Source organism: Pantoea sp. X-Soil-TKNS-1211, from assembly GCF_059730495.1.
Map to the genome: position 1 here is coordinate 26,793 of NZ_AP035957.1, position 19,017 is coordinate 45,809.

Genomic DNA, 19,017 nt, shown 5'->3' on the forward strand with positions numbered 1-19,017 from the left:
GCCAAATCATTGCGGTGATGTGAACGCGTTCGCGCTAATACCATAAACACATCAGATTTCTTTATGATACATCTTTGCGCAATCGGACCCTCCCTCTCGTGTTACCGCGACGGATATCAACAGAAGTTGGCATCAAAAGTCTTGCCAGATGCCGCCCGAATTTCGCCCGATAAAGCAACTACCAGATTTGGTAGTGACGATAGCCACTGCCAGATTTACAGTACATACCGGGCCTTGCGGCGATTTTTTGCTGGCAGTAAAGGTTGTATAACACATAATCCAGTCTTAATTTTCCTTACGGAATATTTACATTTCCTTTTCGATATTCTTATTATGTGGGAGTACCCCACTGAATTGATAAAAAGCGTTGGACCGAAATGGTCTGAAAGCGCAAGGCCGTTCGTTTAGCAGTCATTCATAAGTACTGATCTTATCCAGGGGAAGGGAAGGCATGGGAATTTCACAGGCAAAGCTAATTACTTTGCGTCGTATGCAAAGTGGTACGAAACACCGGCTGCGAGGTGATAAAGCCATCGGGCTGGAAATGAAATGTGATTTTGAAATTGAAGTATGCAAACGAAGGGATATTACCTGCCGGAGTTTGGCGTCATTGATGCGGTCGGGGCTGATTGAATTCATTGCCTCGCCGACGGATATGTCACGCTACTACGAGGTCAGGCTAACGGAAGAGGGTGAAAAGGTGGTGAATGACTATAGGTGATGCCGCCTGGTTGACCTCGACCAGCGCCTTCGGGTGCTGGTTTTTAGCCCAGAGAATTTTGTGTAATCTAATGAAAAGTATGATTTTTGTAAAAAGGACGCTTTTAAATGAATGGAAATGTACGTATTTTGAGTATTGCTGCTTTATCCCTCCTGTTACTGAGTGGCTGTGCACAGACAGACACCAGCGCCAAACGCCACGCGATTAAATTCGTCTATACGGTTGAAGATTCTGATCCCAATTTCATGATGAACAGAGCCGATTCGATCCGCATGGCAACACCTTTTTTTGAACAGTTTTGGCAACTGGGCAAAAAAGATCGCTCACAGGGTGTCTCCAGTGCAGATGCGCAAAAGCGGGTCAGCTATTTCCACAGCGATGAGTTTATAAAATCAATCAGTGGAACGTCGCGATTTGCTGGCAAAGAGTATAAAGATGATGCCAGTTTATCACCACGCTGGCGCAACAATATGTCGGAGGCCGTCGCACAAACCTATATGGATGGTTATCTCGGTAAAGAATAGTTAACCTAACTGGCGGTGCCCGATGGTGATTGGTTAGCTGTATCGGGTATCCGTCATCCCGTTATTATCTTCCGGGCATGCAGCGTATGGATCAGAATTACTTTAGCTTATGGATTTTCCTCTGTAATTCCTCATGGCAACCTCTACCTGATATTTCTCTGTTTATTTTGCACGCTCAATTGAAGTGGATTTACAAACTCCTTATAGTTACGAACAGGGAGGTGGTGATATATCTTAATTAAGCGTCATCAGGGAATAATTTTAATATCATGGAATGTTGATGAAGAGGTTATCATGAATAATCGCTGGGTTATTGCTGCCGCAGCTGTGGGTATCCATATATCGTTGGGTTCAGTCTATGCATGGAGTGTGTTTAAAAAACCGTTTATGGATGCTTTTGGCTGGAGTGAATTTGAAGCAGGGATTCCCTTTGGTCTGGCTATTTTCGTGCTGGGAACTTCTGCGGCGATCATGGGGCATGTGGTTGAACGGCGCGGACCTCGCTTTTCGGGTTTCATTTCAACATGTTTATGGGTTGCTGGCTTGCTGGGAGCAAGCTTTGCCACGTCAGATATGGTTACTGACAATACACTACGGTTAGGGGTGTTACTGTTTGCCTGTTTAGTGGGGGGCGTCGGTCTGGGAACGGGTTATGTCACCCCGGTGTCGATGCTGATGAAATGGTTCCCGGACAGGCGTGGTCTGGCAACCGGTCTGGCAATTATGGGATTCGGTTTTGGGGCTTTTTTAGGTGGACCGATTATGAGTCTCCTCATAGCCTCGATAGGTATCTCTCAGACCTTTTTCATGCAGGGGATGGTTTATGCAATCATCATGTTGATTTCATCATCTTGTCTGAAGTTACCGCCGGAAAACGGGCAAGCTGCCGGTCTGAATATAAAAGAGGGAAAATTACCTGCGCGGGGTGTTATGCCAATGTCGGCTAATGAAGCTGTCCGTACGCGTTGTTTTTTCGGGTTGTGGTTGATGATGTTTATTAATATTACTTGCGGCATTGCCTTAATTTCTGTGGCTTCTCCGCTGGCTCAGGAGGCAACAGGTATATCAGCAGTCGCCGCAGGATCACTGGTAGGGATGATCGGGTTATTTAATGGGCTGGGCCGAATTATGTGGGCATCCTTTTCCGATATTATTGGTCGCCCCAATACCTACATAATCTTTTTCATTCTGCAAATTCTGGCGTTCTGGCTGCTGCCTGGTTTGCATGATGTTTTATTATTTGAAATCGTTCTGTTGTTGATCATGACTTGCTATGGCGGCGGATTTTCCACGTTACCTGCCTATATTGGCGATATATTTGGCTCACGTCAGGTCAGTGCTATTCATGGATATGTGTTAACCGCCTGGGCGTTGGCGGGATTAGCCGGATCTTCAGTCTCTTCTTTGCTGCGACAAAGCACTGGAAGTTATGAGGCCATGATGCAGGTATTCGTCTGGGCACTGGCGCTGGCATTGCTGGTGTCTGTGGCAACGAAAATCTACCTGTTACGCCAATTGCAACCTGCCGTGACGTAACGTTCAATGAAGCACATTGGTAAGAGACCTGATGTGCAAGCGGCTCTGGCTGCCGCAGCTGAAAAGTGACCGTCTGTCGCACGACCACAAGCTGCCTCCTGTCTCAGGCGGGCAGCATTTTTCATGTTCATGGCAGGTCGGTACGGTCGCCGCGTGTCGTGGGGTGAGAGATGACGATAAATTCTACTGAGTCATCGCTGTCGTTTCGGGCCTGATGTTTTGCTTCTGGGGGAATTTCGATACCCTGCAAGGCAGAAATTTCCTGCTTTTTCCCTGCCAGTTCCATGGTCAGCACGCCCTTCACGACGAAGAAAAATTGTCTGGCGACGGAGTGATAATGCCTTTTTTCCTGAGTATGTGGCGGCATTTTTTCGTGAATCACCAACATGTCCTGGCGCTTGACCAGATACCAGCCATCGCATCCCTCCCCCCAGATGTAGTGCTCGGCATTGTCCTTCGAAATCATCTATTCCTCCTGGTTGTGATGCAGGCTAAGAATATGCTGGCGTACAGCTTCTTGTACCTGAAAAATACAGTCAAGGTGCGTACTGTGCGGCATAACACGGAAGTTAAGATTATCGTTGCCATGCTGATGCGCAAAAGCGGACATGGCTTGCGGGTCAAAGAGTTCGTCGTGTTCAGCCGCGAGCATCAGTGTCGGTAAGGGCAATGCAGCCAGCTGTTTGGCTGGGTAGCGCGGCGTCAATGCGTTTGCCATATTGACGCTGTAGCGATGCACGAAATCGGCTCTTGCAGGTAAATTCAGCTGCACTGCGGGGTAATGACCCAACAGCCATCCTCGTGACAGGGCGTTTACAATAAAAGGCCACTGGCACACCCTGGCAAAGGGGACTGCGGGTTTTACGCGCCGGATCCCTGTGGCAAAAGGGCCGAGTTCCGGTGCCACTAAAATTAAACTATTCACCTTGTCAGGATTGGGCTGGTGGGTAACGTAATTGAGCAGCATCCCGGCACCGCTGGAATGCCCCATCAGGTGAAGGCGTGAGTAAGGTAGATGTGTTTTCAGTTCATCGATAAGCCGGGTAACATCCTGCCAGATTAATGATGGAGAGGAGACGTGCCCTCTGGCTCCCGGCGAACCGCCGTGTCCACGCAAATCCACCAGACAGACTGCCAGCGAGGCTTCAGCCACCAGTTGGCGTGCAAGGATATCGTAGCCTGCGTCGATATTAACGCCCCCACCATGATAGACAATCACCAGATCCTCGCCTTTAACGGTTGGCTGATATAAGCGGTAGCGCAGGCCATCGGCATAGGCGGTTGCGACGTCGTCGGGGAGGGGGACGCTGGTGTTAGATCGCGCTGCGACGTCATTAAATTGGGCAAAATCAATCATGGTACTTTTCCCTGTGGACTGATTCACAACGCAGTCGCAAACAACAATTCTCGCAACCAGCGATGTCCCGGATCGCGATGGGTTCTTTCATGCCAGGCGACGGACTTGGTAAAGCCCGGGATATCCAGCGGCGGTGCCACGATTTTTAACCCGGCGGTATTCAACGCCAGTCTGCGCGGCACCACGCTGATTAAATCACTGACACGCAGAATTTCCGGTAACACCAGGAAACTGCACACCGACAGTGTCACCCGGCGAGAGCGGCCAAGTGCCGCCAGGGCGTCATCGGTGACACCGTGAAAACTGCCCCCGACATACGATACCAATGCATGATCCTGTGAACAAAATTCGTCCAATGACAAGACACCGGATTGCGCCAGCGGATGATCAGCACGCAGCAGGCAAACATAATCTTCGGCATACAGCGTTTTTGCATGCAGCTCGGGAGGGGTGGTGTCAGGGGTGATCAGCGCGACATCCACCGCGCCGCGCTCAAATTGCATGGGCAGCAGATCGTTATTCACCGGTAGCACCGCCACGCGAATCCCCGGTGCCTGCTGACGTAAGGCCGCCATAAAGGGCACCACAACGGCGCGCAACGCATAATCTGTCGCGGCGATATTGAGGGTCATGTCGGCGGTTGCCGGATCAAACGCGCGGGGCTTCAACAGTTCCCCAACTTCCGTAAGGATGGTTTTTACCGGTGTGGCCAATTCCAGCGCGCGTAAGGTGGGTACAATGCCACGCTGCGCGCGGGTGAATAACGGATCGTCGAAACATTCACGTAACCGGGTGAGCATCCCGCTGACAGCGGGCTGGGTCAGGGACAATCGCTCAGCCGCGCGCGTGACGCTGCGTTCATCCAGCAGCGCATCAAGCGCTTTCAGCAGGTTGAGATCCAGATTTCTGATATCAGTTTTCATGTTATTCACCTGAAGGATGAGATAAAGATATTGCGAAAAATTATATCACGGAAAATAAACCCTCTATTCTCGTTATTTCACATCATCAATAAAACGCCGTGACGTCAGCGGGCAGCAATATGCAGAAATGTGATCAGCGCGTGATATATTTATTTTGTAATCGATTACTTTTCATTGCGTCGTGAATTGTAATCGATTACTTTTCTCTGTGAGGCTTATATGGTGTCTACAACACAAGATTCTGGGAACACGGCTGTAGCACAGCGCATGCTGGTTCCACGCTTGTCATTGATGATGTTTTTGCAATTTTTTATTTGGGGAAGTTGGTCTGTCACCCTCGGGCTGGTCATGACGCAACACAACATGTCGCTGTTGATTGGCGATGCGTTTTCCGCCGGACCGATTGCTTCGATCCTCTCGCCTTTCGTGCTCGGTATGCTGGTGGACCGCTTCTTCCCGTCGCAGCGCGTACTGGCGGTGATGCATCTGGCAGGAGCGGTGATTCTGTGGTTTGTTCCGCAGGCGATGATCGCCGAAAACGGCGCATTACTGATCGCGCTGCTGTTTGGTTACACGCTGTGCTATATGCCGACCCTGGCATTAACCAACAACATTGCGTTCCACAGCCTGGCGAGCAGTGAGAAGAGTTTCCCGGTGGTGCGTGTGTTTGGCACCATCGGTTGGATCGTCGCGGGGATTTTTATTGGTGTCACCGGCATTGCCGCGAGCACGACGATTTTCTCTCTGGCGGCGGTTTGTTCGGTGGTTCTGGCGGTTTACAGTCTCACGTTGCCGCACACGCCAGCACCCGCCAAAGGTCTGCCGTTCAAGGTCCGGGATTTGTTTTGTGCGGATGCCTTTGCTCTGTTGAAAATCCGCCACTTCTTTATCTTTTCCCTCTGCGCCATGCTGATCTCCATTCCGCTGGGCACCTACTACGCCTATACCGCTTCATGGTTAGCCGATGCGGGCGTCGAGAACGTCAGCACCATCATGTCTTTCGGTCAGATGTCAGAAATCTTCTTCATGCTGGTGATCCCGCTACTGTTCCGCCGTCTGGGCGTGAAATACATGCTGTTGGTTGGGATGTTTGCCTGGTTTGTGCGTTACGCGTTGTTTGCCATGGGGATGGGTGAAGAGGGACGTGCGCTGATCTGGCTCGGCATTCTGCTCCACGGCGTCTGTTACGACTTCTTCTTTGTGGTGGGCTTTATCTACACCGACCGCGTCGCTGGCGAGAAAGTGAAAGGTCAGGCGCAAAGCATGGTGGTGATGTTTACCTACGGTATTGGCATGCTGCTTGGCTCGCAAATTTCGGGTGCACTTTACAACCATCTGGTGGCGGGTCAGGTATCTGCGCAGAACTGGGCCATGTTCTGGTGGATACCGGCGATTGCCGCTGCCGTTATCGCTTTTATTTTCCTGTTCTCGTTTAAGTATCGTGATTGATTTTTTGGGAGGTGGTTTTGCAGACATTAAAAGGTCCGGGAATTTTTCTGTCGCAGTTTATTGGTGCGCAGGCACCTTATAACTCGCTGGAGGGGTTGGCGCAGTGGGCTGCCGCGTTGGGATACCAGGCGTTGCAGATCCCTTGTAATCATCCATACATTTTTGATTTGGAAAAAGCAGCAACCAGTCAGACCTATTGTGACGAGGTGACGGGTTTACTGGCGCAGTATGGTCTGGCGATCAGCGAATTATCCACCCATCTGGAGGGGCAACTGATTGCCGTGCATCCGGCACACGATGTGGCATTTGATGGCTTTGCGCCGCCAGCGGTACGCGGCAACCCTGCCCAACGTACCGACTGGGCGACACAACAGGTGAAACGGGCGGCAGCCGCTTCGGCCCGGCTGGGGCTGACAGCTCATGCGACGTTTTCGGGTTCACTGGCGTGGCCGTATCTTTATCCCTGGCCTCCACACAACCCGATGTTGCTCGAGGAGGCGTTTGCCGAATTGGCGCGTCGCTGGCGGCCCGTACTGGATGCTTTTGACCAGTATGGCGTTGATGTCTGTTATGAACTGCATCCGGGTGAAGACCTGCATGATGGCGTCACTTTCGAACGTTTTCTGGCAGCAGTGGATGACCATGCACGTTGTAATATCCTGTTCGATCCCAGTCATCTTCATCTGCAACATATTGATTATCTGCAATTCATCGATCTTTATCACTCGCGGATTAAGGCCTTTCATGTGAAGGATGCCGAATACCTACCCAATGGACGTAGCGGGGTATATGGCGGCTATCAACGCTGGATCGATCGGGCCGGGCGTTTTCGTTCCCCCGGTGATGGACAAATCGACTTCAAGGGTATTTTCAGCAAGCTGGCGCAGTACGACTATGCAGGCTGGGCGGTGCTGGAGTGGGAATGCTGTCTGAAGGATGCGGATACCGGCGCGCGTGAGGGGGCGGAATTTATCCGTCGGCATATTATTCCGGTTGCGGATCGTGCGTTTGATGATTTTGCCGCAGGCAGCGATGCGCACGCCAGCGTCCGCGCCCAGCTCGGCCTGACGGGAGGGGCTTGAAATGATTAACGTCGGTATTATTGGCACCGGCTTTATTGGTCCGGCACATATTGAAGCGCTGCGCCGACTCGGCAATGTTCAGGTGGTGGCGATTTGCGATAGCGATCAGGCCAGCGCCGAGACGCGTGCCGCGCAGCTCAATGTCCCGCATGCGTATAGCGATGTTGATGCGTTTTTGCGTCATCCGGGTTTACAGGCGGTACATAACTGCACGCCGAACCATCTGCACGCGGCGATCAACCGCCAGATTATTCAGGCCGGTAAGCATGTATTCTCAGAAAAACCGCTGTGCATGACGCTTGAGGAGGCGGATGAGTTGGTACAGCTGGCGACTCAGGCAGGCGTGGTGCATGGCGTCAGTTTTGTCTATCGCCAGTTTGCCATGGTGCAACAGGCTGCCAGTATGTTGCGTCAGGGGGATTTGGGCAGGCTGTTTGCGGCGCAGGGCAGCTATTTGCAGGACTGGATGCTGGAGGAGACCGATTATAACTGGCGCGTGGAGGCTGGTAAGGGTGGTCTGTCCCGCGCGGTGGCCGATATTGGTTCACATTGGTGTGACACCATTCAGTTTATTACCGGACGTAAAATTGTCGCGGTAATGGCCGACCTGGCGATCGTCTGGCCGACGCGAAAAGCTAATCTTAATGCTGCCTCCACCTTCAGTGCCGGGCAGCAGGAGGCAAACTATGAAGATCGCGCCGTCAGCACCGAAGATATGGGATTTGTGCTGTTTCGTTTTGACGATGGCAGCAAGGGTTGTTTCAGCGTGTCGCAGGTCTCTGCCGGGCGCAAAAATCGTCTCAACCTTGAAGTGAATGGCAGCGCCGCCTCGTTGGCGTGGGATCAGGAGACGCCGCAGCAATTGTGGCTGGGTTACCGGCATCAGGCTAACCAGTTGTTATCAGACGATCCTTCACTGATGAACGCCGATGTTGCCGGTCGGGCGCGTTTCCCCGGCGGCCATATTGAGGGCTGGCCGGACGCCTTTCGCGCCATGATGCAACAATTTTACGCCGCAGTGCAGCAGGGGGAGATGCCTGCCCGTGGTACGGCAACCTTCGCTACCTTCGATGATGGCGCGCAGGTGATGGCGATTGTCGATGCCATCGTCCAAAGTCATCAGCAGCAGCGCTGGATGTCGGTCACGTGATGACGTCTTAGCCCGGTCGATGCCGGGCTAACGTATTTATGGTAGCCTGCATGCCATCAGTTTCTCAGCAGGAAATATTGCCAACATGTCCATCCAAAAAATCGCCAGGCTGGCGGGCGTTTCCGTTGCCACGGTTTCGCGCGTGCTGAATAACAGCGACACCGTAAAGGAAAAAAATCGGGTAAAAGTACTGGAGGCAATCAAAGAGAGCAACTATCAACCGAACCTGCTGGCACGCCAGTTACGCACGTCACGCAGTTCGATGGTGTTGGTATTGGTGTCTGATATTTCCAACCCCTTCTGTGCGGAGCTGGTCAAAGGCATTGAGGAGCAGGCCGAGCGGAACGGTTATCGCATTCTGCTGTGCAACTCAGGTTCTGATATCAACCGCTCGCGCTCCAGCCTGCAATTGCTGTCTGGCAAAATTGTCGATGGGGTGATCACCATGGATGCCTTCACCACTTTGCCAGAACTAACCGAGTTGATTGGCACCACACCCTGGGTGCAGTGTGCCGAATATGCTGATGCCGGGGATGTTTCCTGCGTGGGTATCAGCGACATTGATGCCTCGCGTCAGCTGGTACGTCATCTGGCCGAGAGTGGTCGTCAACGCATTGCCTTGCTTAACCACGATCTCAGCTATAAGTATGCTCAGCTTCGCCAGCAAGGCTATCAGTTGGAACTGGCGGCACATCGCCGGGATTGGCAGGCGATCACCTACGCCAGTGAACTGAGTTTCCATGCCGGGAAACAGGCGATGGAAGAACTGTTGCAACGGGAAACGCGTCCGGACGCGGTGTTTGCCGTCTCCGATACGCTGGCGGCAGGGGCGATGTCGGCGATTGAACAGGCCGGTCTGCGGGTGCCGCAGGATATCGCGGTAGCGGGTTTTGACGGCACCGAACTGGCGGAAATGGTCTCGCCGCCGTTGACCACCATCGTGCAGCCATCACGTAATATTGGCCGCAAAGCCTTTACCCTGTTGCTGGAGAAGATCGATAACCCGGAGTCCCCGGCGGAGAGGGTGATGATGGACTGGCACCTCGAAGTGCGTGCCAGTACCTGAGAATCTTAGTGCGGTAGTTTTTCCAGTGCCGCGCGCAGATTCTGATGTGACGTGGTGATGATATTCCACGGATCTTTCGGCAGATCGTGTTCAACGATAAACCATTGCACGCCGCTGGCTTTGGCGGCGGGCAGAATGGTTTTCCAGTCGAGCAGGCCTTCACCCAGCGGTGCAAAATTCATTTCATCATCACGTACCCCGATGCCGGCATTGTCTTTGGCGTGAATAGCATAAACCCTGCCCGGATAGGCTTGCAGCAGACGGGCTGGATCCTGGCCGCCGCGTGATATCCAGGCCGCATCCATTTCGAGCTTGAGGTTATCGCGTTTTGTGTGGTTGAGGATGATTTCAAGCGCGGTGATACCACCGTATTTCTTCATCTCAAAATTATGGTTGTGGTATCCCAGCTGCATTCCGTCCTTGCGCAATTTCGCCCCTAACTTATCCAGCTTTTGTGCGTAATCGATCCAACCTTGTTGGCTGTCCGGGCGATCCTGTGGCTCAATCCACGGCACAATAAGGGTGTGGTTGCCGATCGCCTTATTAAACGCCACGGTGGGTTGATAATCCTGCTCCAGCGCCGCCAGTTGCACATGCGCTGAGGTGACGGTGAGTTGATTGTCTTGCAACAGCGATTTCATTTGCGCCGCATCCAACCCGTGCGTCCCCACCAGTTCCACATGCCTGAAGCCTGCTTTATGCGCCATCGCAAACTGTTCAGCCGGGGTGCCAACATTACGCAGGGTATACATTTGCAGCGCGATTTCGTTCTCCACACCGGCTGCGGTGGCTTGGGTAACGGGGAGAGCCAGTGACGTGACCAAACCAGCCAGTACCATTAGTTTTCTCATCATTTTTCATAGCCTTATTTTTAAGTAATCGATTACAAATTACATAAAAAGTAATCGATTACAATTTGTATTGGCCATAATTTATGTTGGAAAGGCAAGAACATGAACTTGTTCGCAAAACGGCAAAAAAGCGGTTGCTTTCCCGGACCAGGAATCTGGGAGTTGCGCGATACAACGCGCACCTACGGATGATGCGTGGCGCGATTTATCGCGCCATTTTAATATGGCGGGAATCAGTGGTATGTCACCTTGCGCATCACCAGGCTCATCGCCGCGGGCAGAACCGTCAGGGTCACCACGGTGGCAACACATAACCCGCCAATAATGGCATAGGCCATCGGTCCCCAGAATACCTGTTCTGCAATCGGCAGCATGCCAAGTATCGCCGCACAGGCGGTCAGCAGGATCGGCCTGGCCCGGTGTTGTGCTGCTGTGATGATCGCCGCCTCACAGGACATCCCGTGACGGAGATTGTGGTCCGCTTCACTGATAAGAATGACCGCGTTGCGGATGATCATTCCCGCCAGGGCGATAACGCCCAGCAGCGCGACAAATCCCATTGGCGTAGCGGTTGGCAGCATTGCCAGCACCACGCCGATCAGCCCAAAGGGTGCCATCAACAGGGCCAGCAACATCAGTGAGACACGCTGTAGCTGGATCATCAACAGTACCAGCATCACGACAAGCGTTAACGGCAGCATGGCATACACTGAGCTGTTGCCTTTGTTCGACTCGGCAACCGCACCACCTTCTTCTATCTGATAGCCGGGTGGCAGCGTGGCACGCAGGCGGTTCACGGCCGGTCGCAGCAGTTGTGAGACGGTCTCAGCACGCATCCCCGGTGCCAGGTCGGTTTGTACTGAAATATATGGCAAGCGTTGGCGTCGCCAGATATCCGGATCATCCACTCCCCATGCAGGTGTAGCCACCTGGCTGAGGGGAATTTTTTCCCCCTGGTCATTCGTCAACAGCAGAGCGGACAGCGTAGTTATATCCTGACGCTCCGCGTCATCGGCACGTAGCACCACGTCGATAAGACGATTGCGGTCACGCAGGGTGGTGACGATCGTACCGGACCAGATGGTATTGAGCATCTGCGCGATACTTTGCGAAGAAACTCCCGCCGCCCTGGCGGCCGTTTGGTTAACTTTCAGGGTGATCGTTCGCTCCGGTTCCCCGGATGTGAGGTTGACCTCGCGCGTGTACGGGCTGTGACCAAGCGTTGACGCCAGCGTCTGTGCGATCACCTGCACCCGCTTATAATCAGGGCCGGTGATGCGGTATTTCACCGGCCAGCCGACCGGTGGGCCGAGTTCCAGTGGGGAGACGCGGGTGGTGATGTCGTTGAACTGTTTAGCCAACAAGTTTTCCAGCTGTTTTTTCAGCCGGTCACGTGCGGGGAGGTCTTTCGCCACGATAACCAACTGGGCGATGTTTTCATTTGCCAGCAGAACATCCATTGGCAGGTAGAAGCGGATGGCCCCAGAACCTACGTAGCTGGAAAAGTGGTCTATGTTCGGATTGTGCATCAGCGCCTTTTCCAGCCGTGCGGTCTGACGCCCGGTTTCGCTCTGAGAGACGTTAGCGGGTAGCGTCAGGCTAACCAGTAACTCAGGCCGATCGGAAGCGGGGAAAAACTCGCCCTGCATCAAGGTTGCACCGTATGCCGCCAGGCCCAGCAGCCCCACGGCAACCCCAATCGTCAGTGTCCGGTGGTGCAGAACGGTAAGCAGCAGACGTTGATAGCCACGCCTGAGTCTGCCTGGAGGGCTGCTGTGATCCAGCGCGTTCAATTTTGCCGGTAACATCCACACACCGATCAGCGGCGAAAACAGGATGGCGACCACCCAGGAACAGAGCAGGGCAATCAACATCACGGCAAACAACGTAAAGCAGTATTCCCCGGCACTTGAGGCGGCGAAACCCACCGGAATAAATCCGGCAATCATTACCAGCGTACCGGTTAACATCGGGAATGCCGTCGTCTTAAAGGCATGCGTGGCAGCGTCCCGAGCGGAGTCTCCAGCCTCCAGCCGAGAAATCATGGTTTCCACCGTGATCATGGCATCGTCCACCAGCAACCCGAGTGCGATAATCAGCGCGCCAAGCGAGATACGTTGCAGGCCGATACCGGCAAACATCATGCAGGTGAAGGTTAGCGCCAGCACCAGAGGGATTGCAGCCGCCACCACCAGACCGGCGCGTAGGCCAAGCGATACAAACGACACGGCAAGCACGATAACCACCGCCTCAGCCAGGACCCTGATGAACCCACCGATGGCGCTGGCGACCACGGCTGACTGGTCGGCAACCTTCACCATCTCAATACCGTGCGGGAGTTGCTGGCTAAGCGTAAGCATGCGTGCGTTCAGAGCCTGGCCAAAATTCGTCATGTTGCCGGTGGCAGCCATAGAAATGGCCAGACCGATAGCGGGCTGGCCGTTCACCCGAAAAACCGGTGCGGGTGGTTCAGCCGTTTCTCGTCGGATGGTGGCAATGGCGCTCAAGGGGATATACCGATCATTGACGTACAGCGTGACGTTGAGCAAGCTCTCTGCCGAGGTTAGCGCGCCGCTGACGCGCAGGGCCACTTGCTCGTGGTCGGTGCGCAACGTACCGGCAGGCTCGACGATGTTCTGTGCCTTTAGCGCGTCACTGACCTGTTGCAGGTCAAGCCCCATGCCGGCCATCTGCCGTGGAGAGAAGGTGATCACCAGCTGTTCTTCCTGCTCTCCGATAAGACGGATTTTACCTACGTCCGGCAGCGACATCAGCTCGCGACGGATCGCCTCCACCCGGTCGCGCAGTTCCCGCGAGGTAAATCCCTCGGCGGTAAATCCGTACAGCGTGCCAAAGGTGTCATCGAACTCGTCATCAACTGACGGCCCCTTCACGCCTGACGGCAGCGACGTGGCAATATCCTGCATCTTTTTGCGCACCTGATACCAGATCCCCGCCACCTGTCCGGGCGGGGTATCATCCCGCAGGTTAACAAATACCACCGCCTGACCGGCGTGTGTGTCGCTTTCCACGTAATCCAGATACGGAATTTCCTGTAGTTTTTTCTCCAGCGTGTCGGTGACCAGATTTACCGTATCCTGCACGCTGGCTCCAGGCCATGAGGCTGATACCACGGCGGTTTTGATGGTAAAAGCCGGGTCTTCGTTACGCGGCAGCTGTTGATAGCTGATGATGCCTGCTGCCATGACCAGCAGCATCAAGAAGACGATGAGCTGCTGATGATGCAGCGCCCACGCAGACAGGTTAAAGGTGAATGGTGAGGATGGCTGGCTCATTCAACATTATCCCCGAAGGCGACGGTCTCGCCCTGTCGTAGTTTGCTGACGCCAGCGATCACCACAGCCTCTCCCGGCACGACACCCGCAGACACCAGGATACCATTGGCGGTATAGCCACCAGGCGTGATGTGCCTCAGTTCCAGTTGGTGGGAGGCTGTGTCAACCACGAAGACCGCCGGTTTCCCCGCTGTCCAGGTGAGAGCCGAAGCGGGTAGTGCAATCATGGCTGGCCCTGCTCCAGACTGCATGACCTGTATACTTGCCCCCAGCGCCATGTTGGGCGGTGGGTCATTGAGGCTGATGCGCACGCGCCAGGTGCGCGTCTGCGGGTTCGCCTGCGGACTGATATCACGCAGGGTGCCACTGACGATGACGGACGGGTCGTTCACCAGTGAGATGCTGAATAAGCCGGTGTGGTGAGAAAACATCTGCGGATCCGCCACGTCAATGACGGCGTCACGACCACTGCTGACCGCGAGGGTCAACACCGGTTGTCCGGCACTGAGCACCTGTCCTGGTTGCGCGTTGACCTGCGTGATCACGCCCGCAGCCGGGGCGGTCAGACGTGTCCAGCTCAGATCTTCACGCGCGGTCTTCAGCGCGGCCTCACTGCTCTCGCGGCGGGAGACGGCGGCCTGCCAGTCTGAGCGGGCGGTATCAAGCTGGACACGAGCAATAGCACCGGAGGGCATTAACGCTGTCATGCGTTTCAGGCTGAGCGTTGCCAGACGCTCAGCGGCAAGCGCGCTGTCGAGCTGGTTTTGAGTAGGACCACTCTCCAGTGTACCCAGTAGTTGTCCGCTGGTCACACTCGCCCCCACGTCCACTAACCGTGTCAGCAAACGGCCATCGAGACGGAACCCGAGCGTCACTTCATCGTGCGGGCGGACTTCACCGGTCTGGCAGAAAATGTTGGTGCGTGATGGCGGTGGTGCTGTGATGGTTCGAACCGGTCGTGGTGGCGCTGCCGCTTGTGTATCAGACTTGCCGCCACAGGCGGTAAGCAGCAGAGCGGCAGGTAGCGCCAGTATGCAATATCCCAGCAGGGTCAGCCGGTGGGGAGTAAAGAGGTGGCGTAGTACCTGCCGCGCGCAGTCGGGCAGGTCAGAAAGGTTTTCCGTCATGGCAGTGTTCCTGAACAAGATTACGGCCATTCAACCGCAACAGTGTCAGGATTTACCCCCGCGTTCTGTCAGGAACCTGTCAAGACGGAAAATTTATGCGCGGATATTTCCAACGGGGAGCGTTATGGTGATCACCAGCCCCTGGTCCTTGCCTGGAATGGCGTGAATGCTGCCACCGTGTGCTGCGCAGATACCGCGAGCAATGGATAAGCCCAGTCCGCTGCCACCGGAATGGCGCGCCCGTGATGATTCTGCACGGGCGAAGCGTTCAAACATGACCGGTAGAAAATCAGCGGGCACGCCCGGACCACGATCGCAGAAAACCATTTCACACCCGGTCGGTGTTTTTCGGGCCAGGGCCGTCAGCCCGCCACCCTCTGCCGCATAGCGCAGGGCATTTTCCATCACAATGGTCACCACCTGTCCGAGACGGACCGGGTCAGCTTCGCAGAAGCAGGAAGCGTCAGAGGTGATATTGAACTTCATGCCCGCCTCCTGTGCCTGGGGTGCCAGCCAAGCTGCTCGCTCGCGCAACAATACGGTGAGGTCCGTTACCGATTTATTCAGGCTTAGCTGACCGGCATCAGCCAGCGACAGCAGGTGCAATTCATCGGTCAGTCGGCTGAGGAGTTGCAGCTGTTTCATGACCATCGACAGTTGCCGGTGGTCAGGGGTAAATACGCCGTCCATCATGCCTTGCAAACGACCAATGGCCGCCGTCAGGGGCGAACGTAGCTCATGGGCCATCGCCACATGGGACGCCCGCAGTTCACGGTCATAGCGTGCCAGTTGCTGCATCATGGTATTGAAGTCTTGGGTAAAGCGGCCCAGCTCCAGCGGGGCATCATCTACCTGCTCAGCCTGCGCACTGAAATTCCCCTCTGAAACCGCGCTGGCAGCCGCCGCAAGGTGGCTGAACTGAGCCGCAAGTGGCCGTGCAGAACGCAGCCCCAGCACCACAATAAACGGGATAATGACCACCACCAGGATAGCGACCGTCAGCCAGTCTGCGGAGGCGATTGAGGGATCGGAGAAGCTGATGCCCCACCATGCATCGACAATCTGATGAAAGCGGGCGGGGTCCGATGTCGGATGTGCACGCAACAGCGCAAACTCGTCGCGCAGAGCCTGTGGCATCTGGTGCTGTATCCACAGGCTCTCAACGGTATATCGCAGCCACATGCACAGCGCGATAACCACCACGGAACCGACCGCCAGCGCCAGAATTCGCACGCAAATCCAGCGCCACAGCGTCTGCTGCTGTAGCGTCTTCATGGCTGACGGAACCGGTAGCCGATACCGCGCACGTTAACCAGCACGTCAGAAATACCGGCAGCTTCCAGCTTTTTGCGCAGGTTATAGACGTGGGTATCGACGGCCCGCTCCAGCGCATCACTCTCCGGCAGACAGCGTTCAAGCAGGGTCTGGCGTGAGAAGGGGCGCACGGGTGCCCCCATCAATGTGGTCAGAAGACTAAACTCCGTGGGCGTCAGCTCAAGGGTAGCGAGATCGCCCTCGTCATGCCGGACACTGGCCGTCATCATGGCGGCGTCCACCTCCAGACCCTGCCAGCGCAGTGACTGCACTTCAGGTTCTCGCGTGGCACGGCGTAGCACGGCCTGTACGCGTGCCACCACTTCACCGGGATTATAGGGTTTGACCACATAATCATCGGCACCGTAACGCAGTGCACCAATTTTATCTGGCATATCGCCCATCGCAGTGACCATGATAATCGGCGTGTTCTCTTTGCGCCGTATCGCTGCCAGTACCTCAGTACCCTTCATTCCCGGCAGCATCACATCCAGCAGAATGAGGTCCGGGTGCAGACGCTGGCTCATCTCCAGACCAGCCGGACCGCTGTCTGCCACAAAGACGTCATAGTTTTCCCGTCGTAAATACGCGTCCAGTACATCGGCAGCGTCCGCATCATCTTCGATAATCAGTATTCGTTTTCCGGACATTCAGACACCTTGACCGTTTCTTCATAAATCCCTGACAGTTTACTGATACTGCCTCCGTATATTCACCTGGCATACACGGCCACCGCGACAACGGCACGTTAATGAGACAGGTACGGAGCAGTCCCAATGATATCCAGAAAACTGAAGTTGTATATGGTCTGTTTTACCTTTACAGGCCCGATGATGGGGGGATGGGCCGCACAGACGAGCCTTACCGTGGGGGCGGTAGGGCAGAACCTTCCTCGCTACAGCGGATCGGATAAACGCCGTTGGCAGGTGATGCCGCTGGTACAGGCGCGGGATGGCGCATTGTTCTTCGATTCACAGAAAGGTCTGGGCTATGACTTGCAAAGTGACAGCGGGTTTTACCTGGAACATACGCTGGGCTATAACCTCGGACGTTCAGAACAGAATTCGAACTGGCGCGATGGCAGCGACAAACTGAAAGGTATGGGAAATATTAAAGCGTCGGTCAACACGGCCATCGCGGTTGGCTGGACAATAACCCCCTGGCTGACGTTGGAGAGCAAAGCGACCCTACCGCTGAGTGACAGTCAGGGGACGAATTACCAGACTTCCGCCACCCTGATCCCGCTTCAGACCAATACGGATACGGTGGCACTGAGTACGGCGGCATTGTTCGGCGACCGTCGCTATATGAATACCTTCTATGGTGTCAGCGCCAGACAAAGCCGACGCACAGGCTACACGCAATATGATGCGCCCGGAGGTTTTTATGGTGCTGACACCAGCCTGACATGGAGTCACCAGTTCACCCCAAATTGGGGCGCGCTGGTCAGTGCCGACTACATCTGGTTGGATAAGCACACAGAAGATAGCCCGATTGTGTTCCGGCGCAATGAAGCGTCGGTGCTCCTTGGCGTGTTTTATACCTGGGTTAGTCAATGACAAATCTATGCCTGTGGGCCACAGTGGATCAGATGGCGAAATTGTTTTTCTGACGCGAGGCTTTTGATGCATATTTTGCTGGCTCCGTGCAATCTCGGACTCAGACCGTTGTATCCGGGCCATATTCCTGGCACCTGGCGCGCACCGCAGGTATTAATGGCGCATGGTCTGGCGACAAGGCTGAACGTGAATACTGTGACTGCATTATCACGGCCGGATTATTTCCCTGATGCACAACCCGGTACGCGGATACGCAATGGACATGCGATTCGCGATTTCTGTTTGCGGCTGGCAGCCGAAGTTGACGATGTCCAGAGGCGGGGAGATTTCCCACTGGTTATCGGTGGCGACTGCTCTATTTTGCTGGGCGCGCTGGCGGGTTCTCGCCGTGCGGGTCCCGTTTCACTCATTCACATTGATGGTCACAGCGATTTTCGCCATCCCGGCAATTATGATCCCACTCGGACTTTGGGGGCGGTGGCAGGAATGGATCTGGCACTGATTACCGGGCGCGGGGAACCCCTGTTAACAGAGTGGCCGGGCATCATTGGACCACTGGTGGCGGAGCAACAGATTCTACAGTTGGGTGAACGCGAGTCACGAAATGCTGATTTTGCCTGGCCAGATATTGCACAGACACAAATCCATTGCATTGATGTCTTCACTGCGCACCAGACAGGTGTCGCGAAGATTACTTTTGCCATAAACCAGCTGATTAATACTCGCCCCGAACAACGTTTCTGGCTTCATTTTGATGTTGATGTGCTGGATCAGGCCGTGATGCCTGCGGTGGATTCTCCCGGTAGTCCGGGAATTGATCCGCTCTGGCTGGAGAAGATTTGTTATCCATTGCTGCTGAATCCTTTGTGTTGTGGAATGACGGTCTCCGTGTTTGATCCTGATCGGGATCCGGATGGGAAATGTGCCGAATTAATCGTGAATATGCTCGCAGCGATGTTTTCCGCACACCAATAACGCTGCCTTCCTGGATGGTCCCAACATGCAGATCTATCTTTCAACCCGTTGATTATTCATTAGGATTGAGCGCGCTATCCTGTGAAC

17 protein-coding genes are annotated in these 19,017 nt (G+C 54.5%); 9 read left to right on the plus strand and 8 right to left on the minus strand.

The window, feature by feature from the left end; genetic code table 11:
- Positions 1–451: 451 nt before the first annotated feature.
- From AC6I8W_RS26760 to AC6I8W_RS26770, 3 genes are all read left to right on the plus strand, one after another.
- A complete protein-coding gene (locus AC6I8W_RS26760) occupies positions 452–721 on the plus strand; it encodes a hypothetical protein (protein ID WP_497839587.1) in 270 nt (89 codons plus the stop codon).
- A 107-nt stretch (positions 722–828) separates the two neighbouring features.
- Positions 829–1,245: an Exc2 family lipoprotein gene (locus AC6I8W_RS26765; RefSeq protein ID WP_480371967.1), complete on the plus strand. Its 417-nt coding sequence runs from the start codon at positions 829–831 to the stop codon at positions 1,243–1,245.
- 294 nt (positions 1,246–1,539) lie between these two features.
- Entirely contained in the window at positions 1,540–2,781 is a 1,242-nt protein-coding gene (locus AC6I8W_RS26770; protein ID WP_497839588.1) for an L-lactate MFS transporter, read from the plus strand.
- 127 nt (positions 2,782–2,908) lie between these two features.
- On the opposite strand, the gene AC6I8W_RS26775 is transcribed toward AC6I8W_RS26770, so the two are convergent.
- From AC6I8W_RS26775 to AC6I8W_RS26785, 3 genes are read right to left on the minus strand one after another with little or no spacing between them, the layout of a single operon-like run.
- Positions 2,909–3,247 carry a cupin domain-containing protein gene (locus AC6I8W_RS26775; protein ID WP_497839589.1) on the minus strand — a complete coding sequence of 113 codons (339 nt, stop codon included), beginning with the start codon at positions 3,245–3,247 and terminating at the stop codon, positions 2,909–2,911.
- Positions 3,248–4,138, minus strand: a complete 891-nt coding sequence (locus AC6I8W_RS26780) for an alpha/beta hydrolase (RefSeq protein WP_497839590.1) — start codon at positions 4,136–4,138, stop codon at positions 3,248–3,250.
- 23 nt (positions 4,139–4,161) lie between these two features.
- Positions 4,162–5,061, minus strand: a complete 900-nt coding sequence (locus AC6I8W_RS26785) for a LysR family transcriptional regulator (protein WP_497839591.1) — start codon at positions 5,059–5,061, stop codon at positions 4,162–4,164.
- 219 nt (positions 5,062–5,280) lie between these two features.
- On the opposite strand from AC6I8W_RS26785, the gene AC6I8W_RS26790 reads away from it, so the two are divergent.
- From AC6I8W_RS26790 to AC6I8W_RS26805, 4 genes are all read left to right on the plus strand, one after another.
- Positions 5,281–6,510 (plus strand): MFS transporter, encoded by a 1,230-nt coding sequence (locus AC6I8W_RS26790; RefSeq protein WP_497839592.1) that lies wholly within the window; start codon positions 5,281–5,283, stop codon positions 6,508–6,510.
- Between the two features lie 17 nt (positions 6,511–6,527).
- Complete coding sequence (locus AC6I8W_RS26795; protein WP_497839593.1) at positions 6,528–7,592, plus strand: sugar phosphate isomerase/epimerase family protein; 1,065 nt, start codon at positions 6,528–6,530, stop codon at positions 7,590–7,592.
- Position 7,593: 1 nt separating this feature from the next.
- Entirely contained in the window at positions 7,594–8,742 is a 1,149-nt protein-coding gene (locus AC6I8W_RS26800; RefSeq protein WP_497839594.1) for a Gfo/Idh/MocA family protein, read from the plus strand.
- Between the two features lie 85 nt (positions 8,743–8,827).
- Positions 8,828–9,808, plus strand: coding sequence for a LacI family DNA-binding transcriptional regulator (locus tag AC6I8W_RS26805; RefSeq protein ID WP_497839595.1), 981 nt, complete (start codon positions 8,828–8,830; stop codon positions 9,806–9,808).
- Between the two features lie 5 nt (positions 9,809–9,813).
- Here AC6I8W_RS26805 and AC6I8W_RS26810 read toward each other — a convergent pair whose 3' ends face one another.
- The 5 genes from AC6I8W_RS26810 to AC6I8W_RS26830 form a co-directional block, all read right to left on the minus strand.
- The gene (locus AC6I8W_RS26810; protein WP_497839596.1) at positions 9,814–10,662 is read right to left on the minus strand and encodes a sugar phosphate isomerase/epimerase family protein; all 849 of its coding nucleotides are present in this window, start codon (positions 10,660–10,662) and stop codon (positions 9,814–9,816) included.
- A 230-nt stretch (positions 10,663–10,892) separates the two neighbouring features.
- The gene (locus tag AC6I8W_RS26815) at positions 10,893–13,955 is read right to left on the minus strand and encodes an efflux RND transporter permease subunit (RefSeq protein ID WP_497839597.1); all 3,063 of its coding nucleotides are present in this window, start codon (positions 13,953–13,955) and stop codon (positions 10,893–10,895) included.
- A complete protein-coding gene (locus AC6I8W_RS26820) occupies positions 13,952–15,082 on the minus strand; it encodes an efflux RND transporter periplasmic adaptor subunit (RefSeq protein ID WP_497839598.1) in 1,131 nt (376 codons plus the stop codon). The genes AC6I8W_RS26815 and AC6I8W_RS26820 overlap by 4 nt, the downstream gene beginning before the upstream one ends.
- A gap of 93 nt (positions 15,083–15,175) precedes the next feature.
- Positions 15,176–16,357: a sensor histidine kinase gene (locus AC6I8W_RS26825; RefSeq protein WP_497839599.1), complete on the minus strand. Its 1,182-nt coding sequence runs from the start codon at positions 16,355–16,357 to the stop codon at positions 15,176–15,178.
- The gene (locus AC6I8W_RS26830; RefSeq protein WP_497839600.1) at positions 16,354–17,046 is read right to left on the minus strand and encodes a response regulator; all 693 of its coding nucleotides are present in this window, start codon (positions 17,044–17,046) and stop codon (positions 16,354–16,356) included. Before AC6I8W_RS26830 ends, AC6I8W_RS26825 begins: the two co-directional genes overlap by 4 nt.
- Before the next feature lie 126 nt (positions 17,047–17,172).
- Between AC6I8W_RS26830 and AC6I8W_RS26835 the strand changes: the two genes are divergently transcribed.
- Positions 17,173–17,955 (plus strand): MipA/OmpV family protein, encoded by a 783-nt coding sequence (locus tag AC6I8W_RS26835; RefSeq protein ID WP_497839601.1) that lies wholly within the window; start codon positions 17,173–17,175, stop codon positions 17,953–17,955.
- Positions 17,956–18,021: 66 nt separating this feature from the next.
- A complete protein-coding gene (locus AC6I8W_RS26840; protein WP_497839602.1) occupies positions 18,022–18,930 on the plus strand; it encodes an arginase family protein in 909 nt (302 codons plus the stop codon).
- The last annotated feature ends 87 nt before the right edge of the window (positions 18,931–19,017 follow it).

Coding starts and splice junctions, on each gene's coding strand:
- AC6I8W_RS26760 (WP_497839587.1), top strand. CDS start 452: ATGGGAATTTCACAGGCAAAGCTAATTACTTTGCGTCGTATGCAAAGT.
- AC6I8W_RS26765 (WP_480371967.1), top strand. CDS start 829: ATGAATGGAAATGTACGTATTTTGAGTATTGCTGCTTTATCCCTCCTG.
- AC6I8W_RS26770 (WP_497839588.1), top strand. CDS start 1,540: ATGAATAATCGCTGGGTTATTGCTGCCGCAGCTGTGGGTATCCATATA.
- AC6I8W_RS26775 (WP_497839589.1), bottom strand. CDS start 3,247: ATGATTTCGAAGGACAATGCCGAGCACTACATCTGGGGGGAGGGATGC.
- AC6I8W_RS26780 (WP_497839590.1), bottom strand. CDS start 4,138: ATGATTGATTTTGCCCAATTTAATGACGTCGCAGCGCGATCTAACACC.
- AC6I8W_RS26785 (WP_497839591.1), bottom strand. CDS start 5,061: ATGAAAACTGATATCAGAAATCTGGATCTCAACCTGCTGAAAGCGCTT.
- AC6I8W_RS26790 (WP_497839592.1), top strand. CDS start 5,281: ATGGTGTCTACAACACAAGATTCTGGGAACACGGCTGTAGCACAGCGC.
- AC6I8W_RS26800 (WP_497839594.1), top strand. CDS start 7,594: ATGATTAACGTCGGTATTATTGGCACCGGCTTTATTGGTCCGGCACAT.
- AC6I8W_RS26805 (WP_497839595.1), top strand. CDS start 8,828: ATGTCCATCCAAAAAATCGCCAGGCTGGCGGGCGTTTCCGTTGCCACG.
- AC6I8W_RS26810 (WP_497839596.1), bottom strand. CDS start 10,662: ATGATGAGAAAACTAATGGTACTGGCTGGTTTGGTCACGTCACTGGCT.
- AC6I8W_RS26815 (WP_497839597.1), bottom strand. CDS start 13,955: ATGAGCCAGCCATCCTCACCATTCACCTTTAACCTGTCTGCGTGGGCG.
- AC6I8W_RS26820 (WP_497839598.1), bottom strand. CDS start 15,082: ATGACGGAAAACCTTTCTGACCTGCCCGACTGCGCGCGGCAGGTACTA.
- AC6I8W_RS26825 (WP_497839599.1), bottom strand. CDS start 16,357: ATGAAGACGCTACAGCAGCAGACGCTGTGGCGCTGGATTTGCGTGCGA.
- AC6I8W_RS26830 (WP_497839600.1), bottom strand. CDS start 17,046: ATGTCCGGAAAACGAATACTGATTATCGAAGATGATGCGGACGCTGCC.
- AC6I8W_RS26835 (WP_497839601.1), top strand. CDS start 17,173: ATGATATCCAGAAAACTGAAGTTGTATATGGTCTGTTTTACCTTTACA.
- AC6I8W_RS26840 (WP_497839602.1), top strand. CDS start 18,022: ATGCATATTTTGCTGGCTCCGTGCAATCTCGGACTCAGACCGTTGTAT.